Raw genomic sequence first — 20786 nt, 5'->3', positions numbered from 1 at the left:
GCACGCATGCACGCACGGACGGACGCGCACAGACGGACCCGACCCCCGAACTGGTGCCTCGTCGTCCCGGACCACACACGTCACACCAGGGAGGCACCCCGGGTCGGCTCGCTAGGATCGGGCCGCACACCGAGCCTCCTGGGATGGAGGCCGTGGGACCGACGTGAGGACGCAACGGATGACCGGCACCATCTACGACAACATCTCCCAGGCCTTCGGCAACACCCCGCTCGTGCGGCTGAACCGACTGCCCCAGGAGGGTGGGGCTGAGATCCTCGCCAAGCTCGAGTTCTACAACCCGGGCGCCAGCGTCAAGGACCGCCTCGGCGTCGCGATCATCGACGCGGCCGAGGAGTCCGGTGACCTCAAGCCCGGCGGCACCATCGTCGAGGGATCGTCCGGCAACACCGGCATCGCGCTCGCCATGGTCGGCGCAGCCCGCGGCTACCGGGTCGTCGTCACGATGCCCGAGACGATGAGCGTCGAGCGCCGTGCCGTCATCCGCGCGTACGGGGCCGAGATCGTCCTGACCCCGGGCTCCGAGGGCATGAAGGGGGCCGTCGCCCGGGCCGGCCAGATCGTGGACGAGACGCCGGGCGCGATCCTGGCGCACCAGTTCGAGACCGCCGCGAACGCCGCGATCCACCGGAAGACGACCGCGCAGGAGATCCTCCGCGACACCGAGGAGCACGTCGACGTGTTCGTCGCCGGTGTCGGCACGGGCGGCACCATCACGGGCGTCGGGCAGGTCCTCAAGGAGCGGGTGCCCGGCGTGCAGATCATCGCGGTCGAGCCGGCCGACTCGCCGCTGCTGACCAAGGGCACGGCGGGGCCGCACAAGATCCAGGGCATGGGCGCGAACTTCATCCCCGAGGTCCTCGACCGATCCGTCATCGACGAGGTCATCGACGTCGAGCTCGACGACGCCCTGCGGGTCGCGCGGGCACTGGCGACCGAGGAGGGCATCCTGTCCGGCATCTCCTCCGGTGCGATCATCCACGCGGCGCTGCAGGTCGCGGCCCGTCCGGAGAACGCCGGCAAGCGCATCGTCGCGATCGTCTGCGACACCGGCGAGCGCTACCTGTCGACCGTGCTCTACGAGGGGCTTACTGCGTGAGGAAGGCTCCACGTCGCGGCGTGCTGCGGACCGTCCGGGAGGACCTCGCCGCCGCACGCCGCGGAGACCCCGCTGCGCGCGGGGACCTCGAGAACGCGGTCGTCTACTCGGGGCTGCACGCGATCTGGGTGTACCGGGTGACCCACCGGCTCTGGATCGCCGAGGGTCTGCCCGGTTCGCGGACCGTGGCGCGGATCCTGGCGCAGGTCGCCCGGACCCTCACCGGCATCGAGATCCACCCCGGCGCCCGCATCGGCCGCCGGTTCTTCATCGACCACGGCATCGGTGTCGTGATCGGTGAGACCGCGGTCGTCGGCGACGACGTCCTCGTGTTCCACGGCGTGACCCTGGGGGGTCGGGGCGGAGGCCCGGGGCCGGGTTCCAAGCGTCACCCGACGGTGGGTGACCGGGTCGTCCTGGGCGCCGGCTCGGCGCTGATCGGCGGCATCACGGTCGGCGACGACGCGGTCATCGGCGCGGGGACCGTCGTCACGAAGGACGTGCCGGCGAACTCGGTCGTGACCGGGGTCGCCGGCACCGCACGTCCGCGCTCCGGGCGCGAGGGTGTCCCGGAACTCTGAGGCGGAGCGTCCGGCGGTTGCCCCCGGGTCAGCTCTTCTCGCAGGCGATCCCGTCGGCGTCGCGGTCCATCTTCTTGTTCGCGTTGTAGAGCGCGTCGTCCTTCTTGACGGTGCCCTTCAGCGCGCGGTACGTGGTCTTCCCGGCGGAGGTCACCTTGTTCTTCGTGACGGACTTCTTCGCGATGCCCCCGGAGTACACCTTGTTGACGGCGGTGCAGTTGGCGTAGGTCTTCGGCGCCGCGGAGGCGCTGGTCGCGGTGCCGGCGACGCCGCCGATGGTCAGTGCGAGCGTGACGGCGGCGATGCCGAGGGTGCGAGCAGACTTCACGGGTTCCTCCTGGAGGGGTGGTCGCCGACGTCGGGTACGCGGCAGGACGAGGGTACTGCCGATCCGTGAGAGAACTTCACCCCCACAACGAGGCAGGAGCGGGCGGCATCGGGCATCCTGGTGGCATGGACGGGACCACCCTGCAGCTGGTCGTCGCGCGCACCGCGATGGCGCTGCCGGCCGTCACCGCCACGCAGCCGTTCGGCGAGGGTACCGACGTCTACAAGGTCGTCGACAAGATGTTCGCGATGACCACGGAACTGCGCGGGGTGCCGATCGTCAACCTCAAGTGCGCCCCACCGCACGGCGCCGCGTTGGTGCGGGACCACCCCGAGGTCACCCCGGGCTGGCACATGAACAAGCGGCACTGGATCACGATCGCACCGGGCGAGGGGATCGACGAGCAGATGGTGGAGGACCTCGTCGCGAACGCCTGGGACCTCGTGGTCGCCGGTCTGCCCCGAGCGCGGCGGCCGTTTGACCCGGGCCGGGGCACCGGCCCGGCCTGATGATCGGCCCGGCCTGACGACGGGCCCGGGCGGCCACCTGTGGTCAGACGGCTGCGCGCCGGAGGGCGAGCTGGGCCTCCCGGACGACCTTCGGCGCGAGCCGGTCGCCCATCGCGAGCACGGCGGTCGCCTGCTCCGCGGTGAGCCCGGTGAACATCTGCCCGATCGTGACCCGGTGCTCCGGCCGCTCGAGCACCGTCACGGCATCGCCCGCGGCGACGGATCCGGACTTGCGGACCCGGAGGTAGGCGCCGGGGCGGCCCTCCTCGGCGAACCGCTTGACCCACTTGTCGACCTTCATCCGGCGCGCGAACGTGCCACACGGGATGCGCGGGATGGTGACCTCGAGCTCCAGGGTGTCGCCGAGGCGCAGACGCTCGCCGATGACCAGGCCGGTGACGTCGACACCGGTCGTCCGGAGGTTCTCACCGAACAGTCCCGGCGGGATCGGCCGGTCCAGCTGCTCGGCGAAGAACGCGGCGTCCTCGTCGGCGTACACGTAGACGGCCTGGTCCTCGCCGCCGTGGTGCTTGCGGTCCGCCTGGACGTCGGCGTGCAGTCCGAGGGGCCGGACCCGGACCGGGCCGTCGACCGGACGCTTGTCGATGGCGGTGATGCCGATCGTGCCGGAGTCCCGGAGCAGCTGTTCGACGCGGCAGACGGCGGTGACGAGGGGCATGGGTCCACCCTGCCGTACCGCGGACCCGGCGCGCACCTGGCAGTCGGCTGGATGATCGCGAAGCCGTGTGACGATCCTGGCCCGGAGGACGTCCCATCCGTGTCCGCGCTCGACACGCGGGCAGTTCGACCCCGTCACCAGTAGAAGGAAACCGTGCAACCGCAGCAACACCGGACGGAACTCGTCGACCTCGACGACGAGGTGCTCGCCGCCCGTGCCACCGACGGCGACGTCCGTGCGTTCGAGGTGCTCATCCGCCGGCACACGCCGCTGCTCCGCGCCTACGCCCGACGGACGCTCGGATCGACCGACGAACTCGACGACGTGGTGCAGGAGACGTTCATCACCGCGTGGGACCGCCTTGACGTGCTCGAGGACCGTCGTCGGGTGAAGGCGTGGCTGATGCGCATCCTCAGCCGCAAGTGCCTGGACCGCATCCGGGCTCGGCGCGACCACGACGACGTCACCGAACTGGAGATCTCGGCACCGTATGACGGCGCACCCGAGCGCGTCGCCGAGGCACGGTCCCGCGAGGACGCCGTCGACCGGGCACTGGCCGAGCTGCCGCCGGACCAACGGCGCTGCTGGGTGATGAAGGAAGTGCTGGAGTACCGGTACGAGGACATCGCCGAGGAGCTGGGCCTGCCGGCCTCGACCGTCCGCGGACTGCTGTCCCGTGCCAGGAAGAACATGATCAGACTCATGGAGGGATGGCGATGACCGCCGCACCCGGACCGCACGAGCCCGACCTCGCGGCCCTCGAACCCGAGGACCTCGACGGGCACACGATCGACGAGCTCTCCGACTACCTCGACGCCGGCATGGTGCCCGCGGATCCCACGATCGACGACTCCCCGGCGTGCCAGAACGCCCTCGCCGCGATCGTGCGGCTGCGGAGCGCGTCGCTCGGGTCCCTGGACGAGGCCGCGAAGGCCGAAGCCCCGGCCGACGAGTCCTGGATCGGCGGGGTCCTGGCGAACATCTCGCTCGAGGTCCGCGCAGGCCGGGACATCCCGCTGCGCGCCGCGGCACCGACCGAGCACCCGGTGATGACCGAGGGTGCCGTCCGGTCGCTGGTGCGTCGTGCGGGTGACGAGGTGCCCGGTGTCGTGGTGTCCCGCTGCGTCCTCGACGGCGACGTCACCGAGCTGGCGTCACCGGTCCGGGTGAGCGTCGAGATCGCCGTCGTCGCCGGACACCGGATCGTGCCGACGGCCGACTCCGTCCGTCGGGCGGTCGAGGAGATGCTGGCGGCCCAGACGGACCTGACGGTGGAGGCCGTGGACGTGCTCGTGCGGGACCTCATCGCCCCCACGACCGCGGACCGTGTCGCGACCGCGGACGGCACTGCGAGCACCGGCACGGACGCCGACGAGGAGGCAGCACGATGACCGACGACATCCCGGGCACCGAGCCCGTCCAGCCGGAGCCGGAGCCGGACCTCCCCTGGACCGACGAGGCCCTGCTCGCCGTCGAGGCGGTCGTCCTCGACGTGCCGGGCGTCACCGACCTCTACCGCGGACGGACCTCGGTGGGCAACGCCGTCGGCAGTGCGGTCGCCGCGGTCCGTCGGATCGGGTCGTCGGAGGCCGCGCCTCGCATCGCCGTCGACGGCACGACGCTCCGGATCGTCATCGGCACGGACGGCGCCGCACCGGCACCGACGGTCGCGCACGCGGTGCACGACGCGGTCCTGGCCGCGGCGCGGGCAACGGGTCGGCAGCCGACGCGCATCGACGTCCGCGTCGCACGCATCGGCTGAGCGGAGCCGGCGACCGGACCGCCCAGTACCGCCGGACCGCACAGTACCGCCGGACCGCTCAGTACCAGTTGACCGCCTGCGAGTGCGACCACGCGCTGCACGGCGTGCCGTACGAGCCCTTGATGTACTGCAGACCCCAGGCGACCTGCGTGGCGGCGTTGGTCTGCCAGTCCGCGGCGATCGACGCCATCTTCGAGCCGGGGAGCGCCTGCGGGATGCCGGTCGCGCCACCGTTCGGGTTGACGGCCCGGTAGTTCCAGCCGGACTCCTTGGTCCACAGGCTGTCGAGGCACTGGAACTGGTCGGAGCCCCAGCCGTACTGTGACGACGCCAGTGCCGCGGCTGCCGTCTTGGCGCCGGCCGGGGTGTTCGCCCGCGCCTGGGCCTCGGCGGCTGCCTGCTCGGCCGCGGCCTTCTCGGCGGCGGCCTTCGCGGCCGCTGCGGCGTCCGCGGCTCGCTTCGCAGCGGCCTCGCGGGCGGCGGCGGCCTGGGCGTCGGCGTGGTCCTGGTCGGCGCTCGCCTGCGCGACGTCCTGCACGGTGTCGACCGTCGACGCGATCCGCTCGGTCAGCGCGGCGCCGGAGAGCGAGGAGTAGTCGGACAGCGACGCGATCCGCTGCTCGAGCCGCCCGGTGTCGGTCTTGTCGTTCGCGTCACGGACGACGGTGCGGGCCGTCGAGATCGTGGCGGCCGCCTGGGCCCGGTCGAGGTCCGTGCCGGACAGGCGGGGCGTCGCGCTGGCGGTGGGGACGCCGAGCGCCTCGCCGAGTGCGGGCTGCGTCATGGTGAGGGCACCGCCGGCGATCGCGACGACCGCGGCGCTGCCGGCGATCATGACGCCGTGCTTGCGGAGGGCCCGGCGCATCCGGCGGGAGGGGGTGTCGAGGGCTGCGCGGCGGGTGCCGGGAGCCGGGGTGCTGGTGCGGGGAGTGGTTCTCGTCATCGTTTCCGGGTGTCAGCCGGCTCGTGGTGCGGGTCCGTCGGGGCGTCGACGCACGGCGTGCACACGGGTGGTGCGCACGCCGGTCACCGGTGTCCGTGGGCCGTCGGGGGAACGGCCGGGACAGCAGGGTGGGGGACCTGCAGTCGTCGCGTCGTCGCGTGGACCCGCGAGCCGGGGGAGGACCGGACGGTGATGTGGGGCCCGTCCGTTCCGCCGCGGTGCGGTGACGGTGTCGTCACTCGCGGGGGCGAAGCGGCAACGATGACCCGTGATGCTGGGCGCCACGTCAGCGACCGCTGCCAGAACGGTCGGTCCACCGGCCGGTAACGGTTCGGTAACGAGCCGGCGACGATCAGTGCGTCGGTGCAGCCGGGGTCGTCGGACTCTGGGCGACCCGCTCGAGGGCGTCGAGTGCCCGGGCGATCGAGTCGACGTCATCGGGGGACAGCTCGGCGATGAGCTCGGCGACGATGCCGGTGCGCTGCGACCGTGCGGTGTCGACGGCGTCCATGCCCGCCTGGGTCGCACTCACCATGAAGGCCCGGCCGTCCCGCGGGTCGGGGTCACGGGCGATGAACCCGCGCTGCTCGAGCTCGATGAGGATGCGCGTCATCGTGGGCTTCGTGACGACCTCGATCCGCGACAGGTCGCCGGGGCGTAGGGGTCCGTGCTGCACGATGGACGCCAGCGCCGAGACGATCCCGTAGCCGAGCGAGGCGGAGTCGGTGCGCGCCCGTCGGTTGATCCGGCCGACGGCCGCGGCGAGGCGGGCGGCGACCTCGGTGCGGTCCGGGTCGAGGTCGGTCATGGTCGCTCCGCGGGTGGGGATCGGGTGGGTGTGCACGATCGTAGCGGTCACGGAATGCACGTCGAACGGGGGACACGGCGGACCCCGCCTCGCCGGGCGTCCTGTCCCCGGAACGCGGACCGCCCGCGGCGCACGAGCGTCGCGGGCGGCTTCCTGTACGGATGTTCAGGAAATTCCGGAACCAGCGGTCAGCGCTTCTCCCCGGGGAGCATGTGGATGGCTTCCGTCGCGAGCTCGGCGGTGATGTTGTCGCCGTCCGCCGTGGCTGCCCGGAGCCGTCGGAAGTCCTCGGTCATCTGGTCCCAGTCGAGCAGCTCGTCCAGGTTCGGCAGGCGCAGTCGGAAGGCCAGGCCGTCCATGGTGTCCTGGCACACCCGCTGCAGGTTCTCGTTGCCGCACTCGTCGACGTACAGGGCGAACACCCCGAGGGCGTCACGGTTCACCGCCGGGACGTCGTGCGCCTCGAGCTCGGTGATGGTCTTGTCGAGTGCGCTGAGGATCCGCTTGCGCGATGCCGAGCCGAGTCGGGGGACCGCCAGGCGGACGACCCCGCCGAACAGCACACCGAGGGTCTGCATCGCCTCGATCACCTCGTCCGGGTCCGGGGTGGTGACCCGCGTGTACCGGTTCGGTGCCATCTCGATCAGTCCGGCGCGTGCGAGCTGGCTCAGCGCCTCGCGGATCGGCGTGCGGGAGACGCCGAGCCAGGCGATGAGCTCGTCGTCGTTGAGGCGCTCCCCGGGCTCGAGGGTGCCGTCCATGATCGCCTCGTGGATCTTCTGACGGACGGTGTCACGGAGCAGCTTGTGCTCGGTCGGGGCGCTGCTGGGGACCGGCATGGGGACCTTCCGGGGTTCGGGACGGGTGCTCGCTCACCGTACCTGATGTGGTACCGGACGGTCGCCTCCGTGATGCGTGCTCAGATCCCGAGCAGGCGCAGCGTCTCCGGGTCCTCGTCGCCGTCGAACCACCGGTCGAGCACGGCCGTGAACGGTGTCGGGTCGTCGGACGCCCGGGCGAAGAGCGTCATCGAGGACCGCGCCTTGACCGCGTCGATCCCGCCGAACAGCGCCTCGGCAGACGGTGCCGGAGCGTCGAGCACGGTCGCCACGACCTCGAGCAGCCGCGGTCCGAGCACGGGGTGCGCGAGGTACGCCCGGGCCTCGTCCAGACCGGACACCGCGTACCGCTGCGCCGTCGCACTCCGCCCGAGCCCGGCGACCTGTGGCAGCACGAACCACATCCAGTGCGAGCGCTTCTGCCCGCCGGCGAGCTCGGTCAGTGCCCGTTCGTGGACGCCGGCCTGCGCGACGACGAAACGGTCGAGGTCGAACGGATCGCCTCCGGACGGGTCCCGTCCGGACCGGCGACCGGTCGCCTCGCTCACCGGACCACGTCCCCCCACGCGTACCGGACCGTGGTGCCGTCGACCACGAGCAGCGAGTCGGGCTGCCGGTCGAACAACCCGGGCAGGCCCACGGTGGCGGGCAGGTCGCCCTCCAGGCGCTCCAGGGTGGCCGAGCGGACGGTCAGCGGAGCGTGCTGCCGCTGCCAGAACAGCGTCTGCGCGAGCAGCCGAGCGTGGATCCCGGCGCGGGTCGTGAGCTCCGCGGCCAGCGGGGACCGGTCGACCGCACCGGCCACGACACGGACCGAGGCGGCGTGGCGGGGGCCGGACGTGCCTCCCGTCCGGCGCGCCTGCCGGACCGCCCGGATCGGGTGCCGGACCCGGTCCGGGTGGCGGACCGACCGGTGGCCGACGGTCTCGCCACGGCGGCGGGACCGCGCCCAGGCGAACGTGTACGGCACGCCGAGCAGGGCGTGCGCGGCGACGATCGCGGGCACGTTCGGGGTGTCGACGGTCAGGTACGCGATGCCGCGCCGGCCGACGTCGTCGACGGTGAGGACCTCGACCGTGACCTCGGTCATAGACCCCAAACGGGTCGACGGCGGGAACGGCGGTACCTGTGTCTCCCGGAAGACGTACGAGACCAGGCCGACCCAGGCGCTGCCGTCGACGACGTCCGGCCGGGTCCCACGCGGGACCAGGCGGGCCAGCGCCTCGGGCTCGTACCGCCAGTGCGCGAAGACGACGTCGTCCCACGCGTGGACCGTCACCGGCCGGTGTCGGAGGGCGACCGCAGCGCGGGTGCGCGGGTCGTCGTCGCCGGAGCCCAGTCCGGCTGGCGGTCGCCCGTCATCGGTCATCGCCGTGGAGCGTGGCGGGCGACGCGCAGCGACCACGCGACCAGCGGTGCCTGCAGCGGCAACCGGAGGACCGCGACCAGGCGTGCCGCCCGGGAGGCCCGTGTGCCGTCGAGCACGTCGCTCGCCATCTTCACGTTGGCCGGGAACACCGCCAGGAACAGGGCGACCGCCGCCCAGCCGGCGCGTCGCTGGGTGGCGGGGACGAGGAGGCCGACGGCGATGCCGAGCTCGGCGAGACCGGAGACGAGGGTCGTCGTCCGGGGCGGCAGGGTGTCCGGGACGATCCTGTCGTAGTGCTCGGGCCGGAGGAAGTGGGTCACCCCGGCACCACCGAGGAGGACTGCGAGGACACCGGCGGTCCTCCTGGCACGTCGTGCGCGTTGGGTGCGGCGTCGCATCGCCCCATCGTGCCCGATCAGACCCCGCCGACGCCCAGGTGCGGCCCAGGTGAGACCCGGTCCGAGGGTGTTCAGGCCAGCGCGGTCGCGACCAGGTCGAGCACCGCCGCCGCGACCTCGGCCTTCGTGCCCGACGTCTCGCGGACGACCGTGCCGCCGGGGACGAGCACCTCGATGGCGTTCTCCTCGCGCTCGAACCCGTGCGACCAGCCGACGTGGTTCACCACGAGCAGGTCGGCCGGCTTCCGGGCGATCTTGGCGCGTCCGAGTTCCAGGCGTGCCTCGCGGTCGGGTTCGGTCTCCGCCGCGAACCCCACGATGACCTGACCGACCCGGCGTGCGGCGACGAGTTCGGCCAGGACGTCCGGGTTCTTCACGAGCTCGAGCGTCATCCGGTCGCCCTGCTGCTCCTTCTTGAGCTTCGACTCGAGCACCTCGGCGGGGCGGTAGTCGGCGACCGCGGCGGTCATCACCAGGACGTCGGCGTCCGGCGCTGCCGCGTGCATGGCGGTCGCCAGCTCCTGCGCGGACCCGACCCGGACGACGCGGACCGGCAGCCCCTCGGTGAGGCCGGGGTCGGTGTTCGCGGCGACGAGGGTGACGTCGGCGCCGCGGCGGGCGGCCTCGGCGGCGAGCGCCACGCCCTGGCGACCGCTCGACCGGTTGCCGACGAAGCGGACCGGGTCGAGGGGCTCGCGGGTGCCGCCGGCGCTGACGACGACGCGGACGCCGGCCAGGTCGCCCTGCTCGCCGCGGGCGGCGGAGTGCGGGGTGGCCGAGTGCTGGGTGGCCGAGTACGGGGTGGCCGCCGGGCTGGCCGGATCGGCGGGACCGCCGGGCCCGTCCGTCCCCGTGACGTCGGCGCGCTCGGTGGCCTCGAGCACGGCGAGCGCCGCGACGACGATGTCCTCCGGCTCGGACATCCGGCCGATGCCGGCGTCGTCCCCGGTCAGGGCGCCGACGACCGGTCCGACGACGTGCACGCCGCGTTCGCGCAGGGTGGCGAGGTTCGCCCGGGTGGCGGGGTGCTCCCACATCTGCGGGTGCATGGCGGGCGCGACGACGACGGGTGCCTCGGTGGCCAGCAGCGTGGTGCCGAGCAGGTCGCCCGCGAGGCCGGCGGCCATCTTCGCCAGGCTGTCCGCGGTGGCGGGGGCGATCACGACGAGGTCGGCGCGGCGGCCGAGCGCGACGTGCCGGACCTCGGCGACGTCGTCCCAGACGCTGGTGGAGACGGGGTTGCGGCTGAGGGCCTCCAGGGTGGGCAGCCCGACGAACCGCAGCGCGCCCTCGGTGGGGACGACGTGCACGTCGTGGCCGCGCTTGACGAGGTCGCGGACGACGCCGACGGCCTTGTAGGCGGCGATCCCGCCGGTGATGCCGACGACGACGGTACGGGGACGGGCGGGCTGCGGGGCTGCGTCGTTCACAGCGCTCACGCTACCCGGGCGGCTCCGCGGGCCGTCGGGTCGGTTCCCGGAGCGCGGGTGGCAGGATCAGCCCCATGTGCACCGTCGTCGTCCGTGTCGATCCCGGCGCGGCGTGGCCCGTGACCGTCCTGGCGCTGCGGGACGAGTCCCCGGACCGGCCGTGGGACCCGCCCGCCGCCTGGTGGCCGGAGCGCGACCCGGGTGTCGTCGGCGTGCGTGACCAGCAGGCGGGAGGCGCGTGGCTGGCCGCCTCGGACCGCGCCGGCCTGGCCGTGGTGCTGAACCGGTGGGAGCCGACCCCCGGTGTCGACGGCACGTGGAGCACCCGGGGGACCCTGCCGTTGGACGCGGTAGTGGACGACGTCGTGCCGGGTGCGGACGGTGCGCTGCCGACGAGTCGGGCGTTCAACCTGGTCCGCGCCACCGCCGAGGGCGCCGAGGTCGTCACCTGGGACGGGGCCGAGGTCCGGACGACGGCGCTCGGCCCGGGCGTGCACATGGTCACGCACGGCGAGCCGGACGACCCGGCCGCGCCCCGGATCGGGCGGTGGCTCGATGCGTTCCGTGCGGTGCCGGCACCGACCGGTCCGCCCGAATCGTCGCCGGTCGAGGAACTCCGCACCGCGCCGGACGACGGGTGGGCGCCGTGGTTCCAGGTACTCGCCGGGTCCACTGCGCTGGCGCCGGACGACCGGGACGCGATCCTCCGCGACACCCTCGAGCCGGCGGGGCACTTCGCGACGCTGTCGATCGTGGCCGCGGCGGTCGGACCCGGGCGGACGGTGCTCCGGCACACGCGGCTGGCAGAGCCGGGGGAGCTCCACCCGCGCTGACCAGTCCTGGAAAGTACTTGCCAAAATGGAAAGTAGGGGTCATGCTGGAGACAGCCGAAGGAGGCACACCATGACCGACCACACGCAGCTCAGCCCGACCGACGCCCGTCGACTGCTCGACGAGGCCGACCGCGTCAGCCGCCGGGCCCACGACGCGACCCGCTGGCCCTACGTCACGTTCCTGCTGGGGCTCGGCACGACCACCGCGTTCGGCACCCTGGCGATGGCCCTGACCGAGGGATCGGCCTTCGGCGTCGCCTACGTCGGCACGATGATCGCCGTGTTCGCGCTGATCATCTTCTTCTGCATCACGATCCAGGGCCGGCGGGCGTTCTCGTGGAGCCGTCGCTGGTCGCTCTACATGGGCGCCTGGGTGGTCACCTACCTCGGGGCGATCGCGGTCGTCGGGTGGGCGCACGGCAACGTCGTCGCGGCGGCCGTCACCTCGGGGCTCGTGCTGCTCGTCACGACCGGGTGCGCCGCCGTCGAGGCCCGTCGGTGACCGCGGAGCAGGTGCACCCGCGACACCGCCTGGTCGACGTCCTGCAGCACCCGGTGCGGTTCTCGATCGTCGCCGCGCTCGACAAGGCCGAGAAGCTCGGGTTCGCCGAGGTGCGGGACGCGGTCGAGGTCAGCGATTCCGTGCTCAGCAAGCAGGTGTCGGCGCTCGAGGCCGCGGGCATCGTCGACGTACAGAAGGGCTTCGTCGGCAAGGTGCCGCGGACGACCCTGGTGCTCAGCCGCTCGGGGCGTGCCGCCTGGCGCTCGCACCTCGCGGCGCTCCGCCAGATCGCCGGGACGGACTGACCGGCGGCACGGCCAGGCCGCCGGGACGGCTGGTCACCGGGAGTGACCGACTGCCGGACCGGGGGAGCGGGACGGGGGTGTGGCGGGCCTCCCGGCCGGAGCGGCGTGTGCCGACCGGTCGGGAGGCCCGTCCGTGTCAGTCCGGCAGGCGCGTGCCGGTGAGGTCCTCGGCCACGGCCCACAGGGAGCGTGCGAGGTCGACGCCACGCGCCGAGCGGGGGACCGAGGCGAGGGTCGTCGGCCCGGTCAGGCCGAACGCGCCGGCCGGCCCGTAGTAGGCACCCGAGGCGGCGTTCCGGCCCACGGCCGCGTAGAGCAGTGGCTCGGTGCCCTGCTCGACGTCCTGCGTGAACGGCAACGCCCGGTCGTTCGACTGCACCGGGCGGTCGCGGCCCAGGGACCGACCCGCCGACTGCAGGTTGGTGCGGGTGTACCCGGGGTGGGCGATGGTCGAGGACAGGTCCCACTCGCGGGTGACCGCGACCTGGTGCAGGTGCAGGCCGAGCAGCAGGTCGGCGAGCTTCGACTGGGCGTACGCCAGCCACGGCTGGTACCCGGTCTGCCACTGCAGGTCGCCGAAGTGGATCTTGCCGGGCACTGCGGCGATGCTCGACATCGTCGCGACCCGGGGGGTCTCGGCACGGAGCAGGGACGGCAGCAGCAGGTTCGTCAGCGCGAACGGGCCGAGGTAGTTCGTCCCGAACTGCAGCTCGAAGCCGTCCGTGGTCTCGAAGCGCTCGCGGGGGGCCATCACGCCGGCGTTGTTGACGAGCACGTCGAGGGGGCGGTCGTCGGCGATGATCCCGTCCGCGAAGCGGTGCACGCTGGACAGGTCGGCGAGGTCGAGCTCGCGCACCTCGAGGTCGGCGTCGGGGTGCTCCTGGCGGATCTCGGCGGCTGCGGCCTCGCCCTTCGACACCGTGCGGACGGCGATGACGACGCTCGCGCCGGCCCCGGCGAGCCGGCGTGCGGTCTCCTTGCCGGTGCCGCTGTTGGACCCGGTGACGACGATGCGTCGGCCGGTCTGGTCGGGGAGGTTCGAGGGCTGCACCATGCGTCGGACCGTACACAGCGGGGCTGGGGGTGCGGGCTCGCCCGGATCGTGCTAGTTTTCATGCGTTCGCATTGATCGACTGCGAGATCCGGGAGGGTCACATGAGCAACGCCTTCGGTACCGACCGACCCTCGGACGTCCCGCCCCCCGCACCGGACCGCGTCGGCCCCGTGCAGCTCGGCCTCGACACGTTCGGCGACGTCACCGAGTCCGCCGACGGGGGCGTGCAGACCCACGCCGCCACCCTCCGCGACCTGATCGACGAAGCCGTCCTGGCCGACCAGGTCGGCATCGACTTCATCGGCGTCGGCGAGCACCACCGCGCCGACTACTCCGTCAGTGCCCCCGAGGTCGTCCTCGCCGCGATCGCCGCCCGTACGTCGCGCATCCGGTTGGGTTCCGCCGTCACCGTGCTGTCCTCCGACGACCCGGTCCGTGTCTACGAGCGCTTCGCCACGGTCGACGCGATCTCGAACGGCCGCGCCGAGGTCATCCTCGGCCGCGGGTCCTTCACCGAGTCGTTCCCGCTGTTCGGCTTCGACCTGCACGACTACGAGGTGCTGTTCGAGGAGAAGCTGCAGCTCTGGAGCGCCCTCCGCGGTGGCGACACCGTCACCTGGCAGGGCACCAAGCGCGCCTCGCTCGTCGAGCAGGACGTCTTCCCGAAGCTCGAGCACGGCCCGATCCCGACGTGGATCGGCGTCGGCGGCTCCCCGCAGTCCGTCATCCGGGCGGCGTCCTACGGCATGCCGCTGTTCCTCGCGATCATCGGTGGGCAGCCCGCGCAGTTCGCCCCGTTCGCGCGGCTCTACCGCCAGGCGCTCGACCAGCTCGAGCTCCCGCAGCAGCCGATCGCCATGCACTCGCCGGGCTTCATCGCCGAGACCGACGAGGAAGCGGCCGAGCGCTACTGGCCGTACCACAAGGCCGTCACCGACCAGCTGGGCCGGGAGCGCGGCTGGCCGCCCCTGGACCAGGCCGGCTACCGCGCCGGGCTCTCCGCCGGTGGCTCGCTGTACGTCGGGTCGCCGGAGACCGTGGCCCGGAAGGTCGCGCGCAACATGCAGATCCTCGGCGTCTCGCGGTTCGACATGCGGTACGCGACCGGGCACCTGCCGCATGCGGACATGATGCGGTCGATCGAGCTCTACGGCACGCGCGTCGCGCCGCGGGTGCGCGAGCTGCTGGCCGAGCCGGTCCCGGTGCCGTGAGTCGAGCCTCCCGTCTGGGCTGAGTTGCGCCTGCGGTCCGGCGCCTCCTGACTTGGGGGCCGGTCGCGGCCGGGCGGCGCGTCGGCGGTGCGCGGTGCGCGGTGGACCCGCACAGCGACAACCGGTCCGAACCGTGGGATCCCATGGTTCGGGCCGGTTTCCGTTGTGCGCACGCCGCCGCGGAAGGCGGCGCGGGCGGAAGGCGCCACGGCCGGGAGGCACGGGGCTCGCCCGCCCGGCTGCTCCCGGGGCGACGCGGGTAGCGTCGGGCGCATGTCGCCGAGCAGCAACGAGACCACCGAACGACGGTTCCGCGGGCGGATCCTCGGCGCCGGGAGCACCTCCGGCGTCCGGTTCGTCGTCGGCATGTGGGAGTCCTCGCCGTTCGGTGCCTTCACCGACGTCTTCGTGGAGCTGCCCGACGGCTCGAGCGTCCTGCTCGCCCCGGACGAGATCGTCGCCGCCTACGTCTCCGGCACCTACCGCTTCGACGCCGTGTCCGTGGTCGACATCGAGGCCCGTCGCACCGCCCGCGGCCTGGAGCTCGACGCCGGTCCGCTCGTCGCCTCGGTCGACGTCGGCGGGATCTCGCCGCTCGGCCGGGTCCTGCGCATCGTCCCCAAGCGCATCGCCCGCGACCCCCGCTGGCTCACCGTGATCGACCCGGTCGCGAAGCTCGTCGCCCCGGGCGCCGGGACCGCGGGCACCGCGGGCAACGGCCGCCGCGAGTACTACGGGGTCACCGGCGCGCACGACGTCGTCGGCGTCCGAGGCACCTGGGCGGGGGAGCCGCTCGGCGAGCTCGCGCCGCTCGACCCGCCGGTGCGGTTCGGCTTCGCCTCGCTGCCGCGGATCCCGCAGGTCGTCGACGTGGAGACCACGATCCGCGAGCGCGCCTGACGCGTCGGCGCGGATGCCGGCGGGCTGCCGCTCGCGCCGAGCCTCGCCCTGGCGGACATGTCGCGCCATCCGGATGCCGCAGAGTGCCCGCCCAGCCGAGCCTCGGCCGCACAACGCACAACGCACGACGTGCGGTGCGCGGTGCGCGACGCGCGGCGGACGGCGGACGCCGCCGCCGAGCCTCGGCTTGGCGGGCAGGTTGCGCCGCACTGGCGCCGCAGAGTGTCCGTCCGGCCGAGGCTCGGCGCACGGCGCACGGGGCGCGACCGCGTACCGGACGGGAGGCCCGGCGCCGGCACCGCGCGCGCGTCCAGTGAGCGGGGGCACACTGGTCGGAACGGTTCGCGCCCGATGCCCGGCTGACGTGTCAGTCGCGACAGGGTGCACGACGCAAAGGAGCATCATGACCGACACCCAGACCGACCACCGTGCCGCCATCTCCGACATCGTCCACGGTGCCCGCACGGCCCTCCTGACGACGGTGAGCGAGGACGGCCAGCTGCACGCCCGGCCCCTCGCCGTGCAGGACAAGTCCTTCCACGGCAGCCTGCGGTTCCTCGTGCAGGACGGCAGCGAGAAGGTCGAGGACATCGCCCGGAACCCGCACGTCAACGTCGCGATCGAGTCCCAGGGCGGCTACCTGTCCATCGCCGGCACGGCCACGGTCAGCGAGGACCGCGCCGTCATCGACGAGCTGTGGTCGCCGTTCGCCGAGGCGTGGTTCTCCGACGGCCGCGACGACCCCTCGATCCGCCTGCTGACCGTCGAGGGCGTCTCGGTCGAGTACTGGACGCAGGACACCGGGCCGGTGGGGTCGCTCGTGCAGACCCTCAAGGCCGCGCTCGGGCACCAGTCGCAGCCGGACCTCGGCAGCCACGGCACGCTCGAGGTCTAGTCGCGCGCAGACGCCCGGGCCGACCAGCCCGGGCGTCGGCGCCCCCGCCGCCACCATGAGGCGAGACGCCGGGTCAGCCGAGCGTCAGGTCGTCAGGGCGGTCCGAGCAGCCAGAGGACCGCGACGAACACCGGCTGCAGCACCAGCGCCCCGGTGACCAGGGTCCACCGCATCGCGGGCTTCGCCACGATCCCCGGCGAGCCCATCAGCGGCGCCAACGGCATGAGCAGACGCGGGGTCGACGCCATCGGCAGCGACACCGCGAACACGTAGAGCGCGTACCCGGCGGCGAACACGATCGTCGTCGTCCCGAGCTTCCGGGTCGACCGGCGTGCCAACCACATCGGGTAGAGCACGAGCAGCACCACGACCATGAGCACGCCGCCGACGCCGAGCCACTTGGCGGTGGTCAGGAACCACGGCGACAGCGGGACGAAGTGCACCCGGCCGATGAAGTTCACCCACCAGGACATCTCGGTCGCCAGGTAGGCGTCGGGTCGACCGGTCGCCCAGCCCGCGATCACCGGCCACGCGGCTCCGGCGGCGGCCATCACGAGTCCGGCGGCGACGACCTTGACGCGCTCCAGGACCGGGAACTCGTCGAGGGTCCGGACACCCGAACGGCGGGCACCGACGTAGCGCACGAGGGCGATGACGCCCAGGGTCAGCGGGATCGCGAGCGCGCCCGGCCGGGTGAACGCGGCGACGACCCCGAGCGCGGTGAGCAGCCCGTACCGTCGCCGTTCCATCGCGAGCAGCGCGCCGAACGTCAGCGCCAGGAACGCGGTCTCGGCGTACCCGACCTGCAGCAGGAACGACAGCGGACCGCACGTGAAGAAGAAGACCGCCCAGAGCGCTGCCGTGTTGCCGGCGTGCTCCTGGACGAGTCGGTGCAGCAGGAACGTCGCGATGAGCCCGGCGATGACGGCGACGGCCGGCCCGCCGATCGTGAACGGCAGACCTGTGGAGACCGTCAGCAGACGGATCGTGAAGGGGAACGCCGGCAGGAACGCCCACGCGTTCTGGGCGACGTGTCCGGTGGCGTCGAGCGGCAGCACCGAGGGGTACCCGTGCAGCGAGATCGCCTCGTAGTACTGGCCGTCCCACGACGTCAGGAACGCCGTGAACCCCTGGTCGTTGCCCCATAGTGCGTTGGCGGGCTGGACGCGCGCCATCAGCGGGTAGGCGGCCATCAGCCACATCGTGGACACGAAGCGCCCGACGGTCCACAGGAGCAGGACCGCGGCCCACGCCGGCATGCTGACGACCGTGTCGACCACGCGGCGACGGCCCGCGGCGACCGAGCCTGTCAGGACACTGTCCAGGCGGCTCACGCGCGCGGTCCGCGGAGGTCGGGTACGACAGACTGCACGGCCCCACGGTAGTCGGCGATCCCTGGAGAAAGGGGACGTGCCGCGTCGTGGCGCCCCGGGGAGGTGATCCGGGCCTCCCGGCTGTCCGGTCCACGTCGGCGACGGGACTGCGTCGGCCAGGACGTGAGCCGGGCTAGCATCCAAGGCGATGACGACGACGACGGCACGACGGACGAGCAGCACGGCGGTCGCCGTGCTCGTGGCCGGCACCTACTTCATGGAGCTCCTGGACGGCACGATCCTGGCCACCGCGGCGCCCGCGATGGGCCGGGACCTGGGGGTCGACTCCGCGGCCGTCGGTGTCGCGATCACCGCGTACCTCGTCACGCTCGCCGTGTTCATCCCGGTCAGCGGCTGGATCACCGACCGGGTCGGCTCCCGCACCGTCTTCGTCGGCGCGATCGCGCTGTTCACGATCGCGTCCGCGCTCTGCGCCGCGTCCTCCGGTCTCGTGGAGCTGACGCTGTGGCGGATCCTGCAGGGCCTCGGCGGTGCGCTGATGGTGCCGGTCGGGAGGCTCGTGGTCCTCCGCAGCGCCGGTCGCGACCAGCTCGTCACGGCCATCGCGATCCTCACCTGGCCGGCGCTCGCCGCCCCCGTCATCGCTCCGTTCCTCGGCGGCGTCCTGGTCGACACGCTGTCGTGGCACTGGATCTTCCTCGTCAACATCCCGCTCGGGGTGATCGCCCTCGTCGCGGCGCTCCTGCTCGTGCCGCAGGAGCGGGCTCCGGAGCGGGTGCCGTTCGACTGGCTCGGGTCGCTGCTGGCGTGCTTCGGGCTCGGCGCCCTCGTGGTGATGGCCTCGCTGCTCGCACTCGACACCGTGCCGGTCGTGCCGGCCGTGCTGGCAGGCGTCGTCGGGGCGCTCTGCACCTGGCTCGCGATCCGCCACTTCCTCCGGGCCCGGCACCCGATCATGGGGCTCGGGGCGTTCCGGCTCGAGACGTTCCGGGTGTCCCACGCGGGCGGCAGCCTGTTCCGTCTGGCCGTCTCTGCGGTGCCGTTCGTGCTGCCGCTGCTGTTCCAGGACGCCTGGGGGTGGACCGCGCTCGAGGCCGGGTCCGCCGTGCTCTGGGTCTTCGTCGGCAACCTCGGCATCAAGCCCGCGACGACGCCGTTCCTCCGCTGGTGGGGGTACCGCCCGGTGATCGTGGTGTCCTCGGCCGTCGCCGCGCTGTCCGTCGTGGCGATGGTGTTCCTCACGCCGTCGACCCCGTTCTGGTTGCTCGTCGTGCTCCTCGTCGTCAGCGGAGCCGCACGGTCGGTCGGGTTCACCGCGTACAACACCATCGCGTTCGCCGACGTCGAGCAGCCTGACATGACCGCGGCGAACACGCTGTCCTCGACGCTGCAGCAGACCGCCGCCGGGTTCGGCGTCGCCGTCGCGGCCGTCGTGCTGCGGGCCGCCGCAGGAGTCGGCGGGCAGGGGCTCGCGGGCTCGGGTCCCTACGCCGTGGCGTTCGTCGTCATCGCGGTGCTGCTCGTCGTCGCCTGCGTCGAAGGGCTCCTGATGAGCCGGACCGCGGGGGAGACCGTCCGTCCGGCGCGACGTGCGCCGGCCGCGGCGGCACCGGCGTCGAGCGGCGCGTCGCCGCGCTGATCGAGGGCCACGGCTCGTCACCGATCGTGCACCCGCAGGTCACGTGTCCGGGATGCGCAGCGCGCTACAGTCTCAGCAACCTGCTGCCATCCCCGAGTACCGTGACCGCGGCAGGAGAGCGGGCCGTTCAGGGCCCAGGACGGAAGGCAGCATGGCGGCGCCACACGAGCAGGGATCGACCGAACCGACCACCGCAGTCGGGCAGAGGTCCTTGCGTGTCGTGAGCTACAACCTCCGCGAGCACACCGCGAACAGCGAGCTCGCCGCCCTGGCCGAGGCTTCGCAGGCCGACGTGCTCTGCGTGCAGGAGTGCGACAGCACCGACCTCGCCACCTCCGTCGGCGGCCTGACCCTCGCCGCCTCGACCCAGGCGAACCGTCTCGGCCTCGCGATCTACAAGCGTGACGACCGCTTCGACGTGCAGGACTTCGGCATCCACTCGTTGCAGAAGTCCCTGCACGACCGGGTCCTGTCTCCCGCGCACGAGCGACTCATCGCCATGCACCTCTACGACAAGGAAGCCGAGGCCGAGGTCATCGTCGCCTCGTTCCACGCCTCACCCCTGACCGCCACGAACTCCCTGCGCCGCAAGCAGATCGAGGCCGCGCACGACTTCGTCCGGGACCTGTCGAGCGAGGCCCCGGCGATCATGGTCGGCGACTTCAACTACCCGTGGTTCCAGACGAACCTGCGCCGGAAGATCGAGGAGTCCGGTTTCGCGCTGTCCCTCTCGGACCAGCCGACGTACCTGCGGTACCGCAAGTTCACCGGGCACTTCGACTTCGCCACGAGCGTCGGGCTGCACATCGCCGGTGTCGAGACCCTGCCCGCGGGCATCTCCGACCACCGTCCGATCCTGGTGCGTGCGAGCTACGAGGCGCCCGCCGAGGCTGCCGGAACGGCGTCCGCGGTCGCCTGACGGCCGCCTGCCGGCCGGGAGGCGCGCGCCGGGCCCGCCCCGGGCCTCCCGTCCGGCGCGCCGCGCGCACTCCGCCGAGCGGTCACGAACCGTCGTTCTGGCGTGCCCGAAGGGACGATTCGTGGCCAGTCGGCGGGCTGCAGCCGGGCGCGCCTGCGTCTGCGCCTGCGCCTGCGTCTGCGTCTGCGGGTGCGCCCGCGTCCGGACGGGCGGGAGGCGCGCGCCGGCACACCACCCCCCACCGGTCACGACACCCCGCAAGTGCTCCTCCGAGCGGTCACAGACCGTCGTTCCGGCGGGCCGAGAACGACGATTCGTGACCAGTCGGCGTGCCGCGGCCGGGCGCGTCGGCGTCGGCCTGCGCCCCCGGCCGGACGGGAGGCGCGTGCCGGGCCCGACCCGGGCCTCCCGTCCGGCGCGCCGCGCGCACT

The 20786-nt window shown here is 73.0% G+C and carries 25 protein-coding genes; 14 read left to right on the top strand and 11 right to left on the bottom strand.

Going from position 1 to position 20786, the window contains the following annotated elements; all coding sequences use genetic code 11:
* Positions 1–178: 178 nt before the first annotated feature.
* Entirely contained in the window at positions 179–1117 is a 939-nt protein-coding gene (cysK, locus tag QCD68_RS09825; RefSeq protein WP_290158641.1) for a cysteine synthase A, read from the top strand.
* Complete coding sequence (gene epsC / locus QCD68_RS09820; RefSeq protein WP_301222889.1) at positions 1114–1698, top strand: serine O-acetyltransferase EpsC; 585 nt, start codon at positions 1114–1116, stop codon at positions 1696–1698. The genes cysK and epsC overlap by 4 nt, the downstream gene beginning before the upstream one ends.
* A 28-nt stretch (positions 1699–1726) precedes the next feature.
* Here the strand turns inward: epsC and QCD68_RS09815 are convergent, their stop codons facing one another.
* Positions 1727–2026 carry an excalibur calcium-binding domain-containing protein gene (locus QCD68_RS09815; protein WP_301222888.1) on the bottom strand — a complete coding sequence of 100 codons (300 nt, stop codon included), beginning with the start codon at positions 2024–2026 and terminating at the stop codon, positions 1727–1729.
* A 125-nt stretch (positions 2027–2151) separates the two neighbouring features.
* On the opposite strand from QCD68_RS09815, the gene QCD68_RS09810 reads away from it, so the two are divergent.
* Positions 2152–2535: an MmcQ/YjbR family DNA-binding protein gene (locus QCD68_RS09810; RefSeq protein WP_301222887.1), complete on the top strand. Its 384-nt coding sequence runs from the start codon at positions 2152–2154 to the stop codon at positions 2533–2535.
* Between the two features lie 43 nt (positions 2536–2578).
* Here QCD68_RS09810 and QCD68_RS09805 read toward each other — a convergent pair whose 3' ends face one another.
* On the bottom strand, positions 2579–3214 hold the full coding sequence (locus QCD68_RS09805; RefSeq protein ID WP_301222886.1) for an MOSC domain-containing protein: 636 nt from the start codon (positions 3212–3214) through the stop codon (positions 2579–2581).
* Positions 3215–3367: 153 nt separating this feature from the next.
* Between QCD68_RS09805 and QCD68_RS09800 the strand changes: the two genes are divergently transcribed.
* Genes QCD68_RS09800 through QCD68_RS09790 form a run of 3 tightly spaced genes read left to right on the top strand, consistent with a single transcriptional unit; the run spans position 3368 to position 4976 of the window.
* Positions 3368–3934, top strand: coding sequence for an RNA polymerase sigma factor (locus QCD68_RS09800; protein ID WP_301222885.1), 567 nt, complete (start codon positions 3368–3370; stop codon positions 3932–3934).
* Positions 3931–4605: a hypothetical protein gene (locus QCD68_RS09795; protein WP_146248128.1), complete on the top strand. Its 675-nt coding sequence runs from the start codon at positions 3931–3933 to the stop codon at positions 4603–4605. The genes QCD68_RS09800 and QCD68_RS09795 overlap by 4 nt, the downstream gene beginning before the upstream one ends.
* Entirely contained in the window at positions 4602–4976 is a 375-nt protein-coding gene (locus tag QCD68_RS09790; protein ID WP_111074688.1) for a hypothetical protein, read from the top strand. The genes QCD68_RS09795 and QCD68_RS09790 overlap by 4 nt, the downstream gene beginning before the upstream one ends.
* Before the next feature lie 58 nt (positions 4977–5034).
* Here the strand turns inward: QCD68_RS09790 and QCD68_RS09785 are convergent, their stop codons facing one another.
* The 7 genes from QCD68_RS09785 to QCD68_RS09755 form a co-directional block, all read right to left on the bottom strand.
* A complete protein-coding gene (locus tag QCD68_RS09785; protein WP_181439223.1) occupies positions 5035–5919 on the bottom strand; it encodes a phospholipase in 885 nt (294 codons plus the stop codon).
* Between the two features lie 352 nt (positions 5920–6271).
* Positions 6272–6778, bottom strand: coding sequence for a MarR family winged helix-turn-helix transcriptional regulator (locus QCD68_RS09780; RefSeq protein WP_111074687.1), 507 nt, complete (start codon positions 6776–6778; stop codon positions 6272–6274).
* A 137-nt stretch (positions 6779–6915) separates the two neighbouring features.
* Positions 6916–7566: a GntR family transcriptional regulator gene (locus tag QCD68_RS09775; protein ID WP_301222884.1), complete on the bottom strand. Its 651-nt coding sequence runs from the start codon at positions 7564–7566 to the stop codon at positions 6916–6918.
* An 80-nt stretch (positions 7567–7646) separates the two neighbouring features.
* Entirely contained in the window at positions 7647–8114 is a 468-nt protein-coding gene (locus QCD68_RS09770) for a DUF1810 domain-containing protein (protein WP_301222883.1), read from the bottom strand.
* A complete protein-coding gene (locus tag QCD68_RS09765; RefSeq protein WP_301222882.1) occupies positions 8111–8935 on the bottom strand; it encodes a YqjF family protein in 825 nt (274 codons plus the stop codon). The genes QCD68_RS09770 and QCD68_RS09765 overlap by 4 nt, the downstream gene beginning before the upstream one ends.
* Positions 8932–9333, bottom strand: a complete 402-nt coding sequence (locus tag QCD68_RS09760; RefSeq protein ID WP_301222881.1) for a DoxX family protein — start codon at positions 9331–9333, stop codon at positions 8932–8934. Before QCD68_RS09760 ends, QCD68_RS09765 begins: the two co-directional genes overlap by 4 nt.
* A 71-nt stretch (positions 9334–9404) precedes the next feature.
* Positions 9405–10763: a bifunctional phosphopantothenoylcysteine decarboxylase/phosphopantothenate synthase gene (locus tag QCD68_RS09755; protein WP_301222880.1), complete on the bottom strand. Its 1359-nt coding sequence runs from the start codon at positions 10761–10763 to the stop codon at positions 9405–9407.
* Positions 10764–10837: 74 nt separating this feature from the next.
* Here QCD68_RS09755 and QCD68_RS09750 point away from each other — a divergent pair, with 74 nt between their 5' ends.
* The 3 genes from QCD68_RS09750 to QCD68_RS09740 all read left to right on the top strand — a co-directional run bounded on the left by QCD68_RS09750 (position 10838) and on the right by QCD68_RS09740 (position 12403).
* Positions 10838–11596, top strand: coding sequence for an NRDE family protein (locus QCD68_RS09750; protein ID WP_301222879.1), 759 nt, complete (start codon positions 10838–10840; stop codon positions 11594–11596).
* Between the two features lie 70 nt (positions 11597–11666).
* Positions 11667–12098 (top strand): chemotaxis protein CheY, encoded by a 432-nt coding sequence (locus QCD68_RS09745; protein WP_111074680.1) that lies wholly within the window; start codon positions 11667–11669, stop codon positions 12096–12098.
* Positions 12095–12403, top strand: coding sequence for a transcriptional regulator (locus QCD68_RS09740; RefSeq protein ID WP_111074679.1), 309 nt, complete (start codon positions 12095–12097; stop codon positions 12401–12403). The genes QCD68_RS09745 and QCD68_RS09740 overlap by 4 nt, the downstream gene beginning before the upstream one ends.
* 136 nt (positions 12404–12539) lie before the next feature.
* Here the strand turns inward: QCD68_RS09740 and QCD68_RS09735 are convergent, their stop codons facing one another.
* A complete protein-coding gene (locus tag QCD68_RS09735; protein WP_111074678.1) occupies positions 12540–13457 on the bottom strand; it encodes an SDR family oxidoreductase in 918 nt (305 codons plus the stop codon).
* A gap of 101 nt (positions 13458–13558) precedes the next feature.
* Here QCD68_RS09735 and QCD68_RS09730 point away from each other — a divergent pair, with 101 nt between their 5' ends.
* The 3 genes from QCD68_RS09730 to QCD68_RS09720 all read left to right on the top strand — a co-directional run bounded on the left by QCD68_RS09730 (position 13559) and on the right by QCD68_RS09720 (position 16463).
* Complete coding sequence (locus tag QCD68_RS09730; protein ID WP_301222878.1) at positions 13559–14668, top strand: LLM class flavin-dependent oxidoreductase; 1110 nt, start codon at positions 13559–13561, stop codon at positions 14666–14668.
* Positions 14669–14941: 273 nt separating this feature from the next.
* Complete coding sequence (locus tag QCD68_RS09725) at positions 14942–15568, top strand: hypothetical protein (protein ID WP_111074676.1); 627 nt, start codon at positions 14942–14944, stop codon at positions 15566–15568.
* Positions 15569–15971: 403 nt separating this feature from the next.
* Positions 15972–16463, top strand: a complete 492-nt coding sequence (locus tag QCD68_RS09720; RefSeq protein WP_301222877.1) for a pyridoxamine 5'-phosphate oxidase family protein — start codon at positions 15972–15974, stop codon at positions 16461–16463.
* Between the two features lie 92 nt (positions 16464–16555).
* Here the strand turns inward: QCD68_RS09720 and QCD68_RS09715 are convergent, their stop codons facing one another.
* A complete protein-coding gene (locus tag QCD68_RS09715; protein ID WP_301222876.1) occupies positions 16556–17797 on the bottom strand; it encodes a hypothetical protein in 1242 nt (413 codons plus the stop codon).
* A 187-nt stretch (positions 17798–17984) separates the two neighbouring features.
* On the opposite strand from QCD68_RS09715, the gene QCD68_RS09710 reads away from it, so the two are divergent.
* Positions 17985–19436 carry an MFS transporter gene (locus QCD68_RS09710; RefSeq protein ID WP_301222875.1) on the top strand — a complete coding sequence of 484 codons (1452 nt, stop codon included), beginning with the start codon at positions 17985–17987 and terminating at the stop codon, positions 19434–19436.
* Positions 19437–19587: 151 nt separating this feature from the next.
* Positions 19588–20355 carry an endonuclease/exonuclease/phosphatase family protein gene (locus tag QCD68_RS09705; RefSeq protein ID WP_111074672.1) on the top strand — a complete coding sequence of 256 codons (768 nt, stop codon included), beginning with the start codon at positions 19588–19590 and terminating at the stop codon, positions 20353–20355.
* The last annotated feature ends 431 nt before the right edge of the window (positions 20356–20786 follow it).

The organism is Curtobacterium sp. PsM8 (assembly GCF_030433875.1).
Classification (GTDB): domain Bacteria; phylum Actinomycetota; class Actinomycetes; order Actinomycetales; family Microbacteriaceae; genus Curtobacterium.
The sequence above is the reverse complement of the archived record's forward strand: the minus strand, read 5'-3'. Positions and strand labels throughout refer to the sequence as shown.

What these genes read in the sequence shown, in the direction of transcription:
- QCD68_RS09785 (WP_181439223.1), bottom strand. Translation starts at nt 5,919, where the DNA reads ATGACGAGAACCACTCCCCGCACCAGCACCCCGGCTCCCGGCACCCGC.
- QCD68_RS09765 (WP_301222882.1), bottom strand. Translation starts at nt 8,935, where the DNA reads ATGACCGATGACGGGCGACCGCCAGCCGGACTGGGCTCCGGCGACGAC.
- QCD68_RS09745 (WP_111074680.1), top strand. Translation starts at nt 11,667, where the DNA reads ATGACCGACCACACGCAGCTCAGCCCGACCGACGCCCGTCGACTGCTC.
- QCD68_RS09705 (WP_111074672.1), top strand. Translation starts at nt 19,588, where the DNA reads ATGGCGGCGCCACACGAGCAGGGATCGACCGAACCGACCACCGCAGTC.
- QCD68_RS09725 (WP_111074676.1), top strand. Translation starts at nt 14,942, where the DNA reads ATGTCGCCGAGCAGCAACGAGACCACCGAACGACGGTTCCGCGGGCGG.
- QCD68_RS09760 (WP_301222881.1), bottom strand. Translation starts at nt 9,333, where the DNA reads ATGCGACGCCGCACCCAACGCGCACGACGTGCCAGGAGGACCGCCGGT.
- QCD68_RS09775 (WP_301222884.1), bottom strand. Translation starts at nt 7,566, where the DNA reads ATGCCGGTCCCCAGCAGCGCCCCGACCGAGCACAAGCTGCTCCGTGAC.
- QCD68_RS09810 (WP_301222887.1), top strand. Translation starts at nt 2,152, where the DNA reads ATGGACGGGACCACCCTGCAGCTGGTCGTCGCGCGCACCGCGATGGCG.
- QCD68_RS09720 (WP_301222877.1), top strand. Translation starts at nt 15,972, where the DNA reads ATGACCGACACCCAGACCGACCACCGTGCCGCCATCTCCGACATCGTC.
- QCD68_RS09750 (WP_301222879.1), top strand. Translation starts at nt 10,838, where the DNA reads ATGTGCACCGTCGTCGTCCGTGTCGATCCCGGCGCGGCGTGGCCCGTG.
- QCD68_RS09735 (WP_111074678.1), bottom strand. Translation starts at nt 13,457, where the DNA reads ATGGTGCAGCCCTCGAACCTCCCCGACCAGACCGGCCGACGCATCGTC.
- QCD68_RS09710 (WP_301222875.1), top strand. Translation starts at nt 17,985, where the DNA reads ATGACGACGACGACGGCACGACGGACGAGCAGCACGGCGGTCGCCGTG.
- cysK (WP_290158641.1), top strand. Translation starts at nt 179, where the DNA reads ATGACCGGCACCATCTACGACAACATCTCCCAGGCCTTCGGCAACACC.
- QCD68_RS09790 (WP_111074688.1), top strand. Translation starts at nt 4,602, where the DNA reads ATGACCGACGACATCCCGGGCACCGAGCCCGTCCAGCCGGAGCCGGAG.
- QCD68_RS09795 (WP_146248128.1), top strand. Translation starts at nt 3,931, where the DNA reads ATGACCGCCGCACCCGGACCGCACGAGCCCGACCTCGCGGCCCTCGAA.
- QCD68_RS09805 (WP_301222886.1), bottom strand. Translation starts at nt 3,214, where the DNA reads ATGCCCCTCGTCACCGCCGTCTGCCGCGTCGAACAGCTGCTCCGGGAC.
- QCD68_RS09730 (WP_301222878.1), top strand. Translation starts at nt 13,559, where the DNA reads ATGAGCAACGCCTTCGGTACCGACCGACCCTCGGACGTCCCGCCCCCC.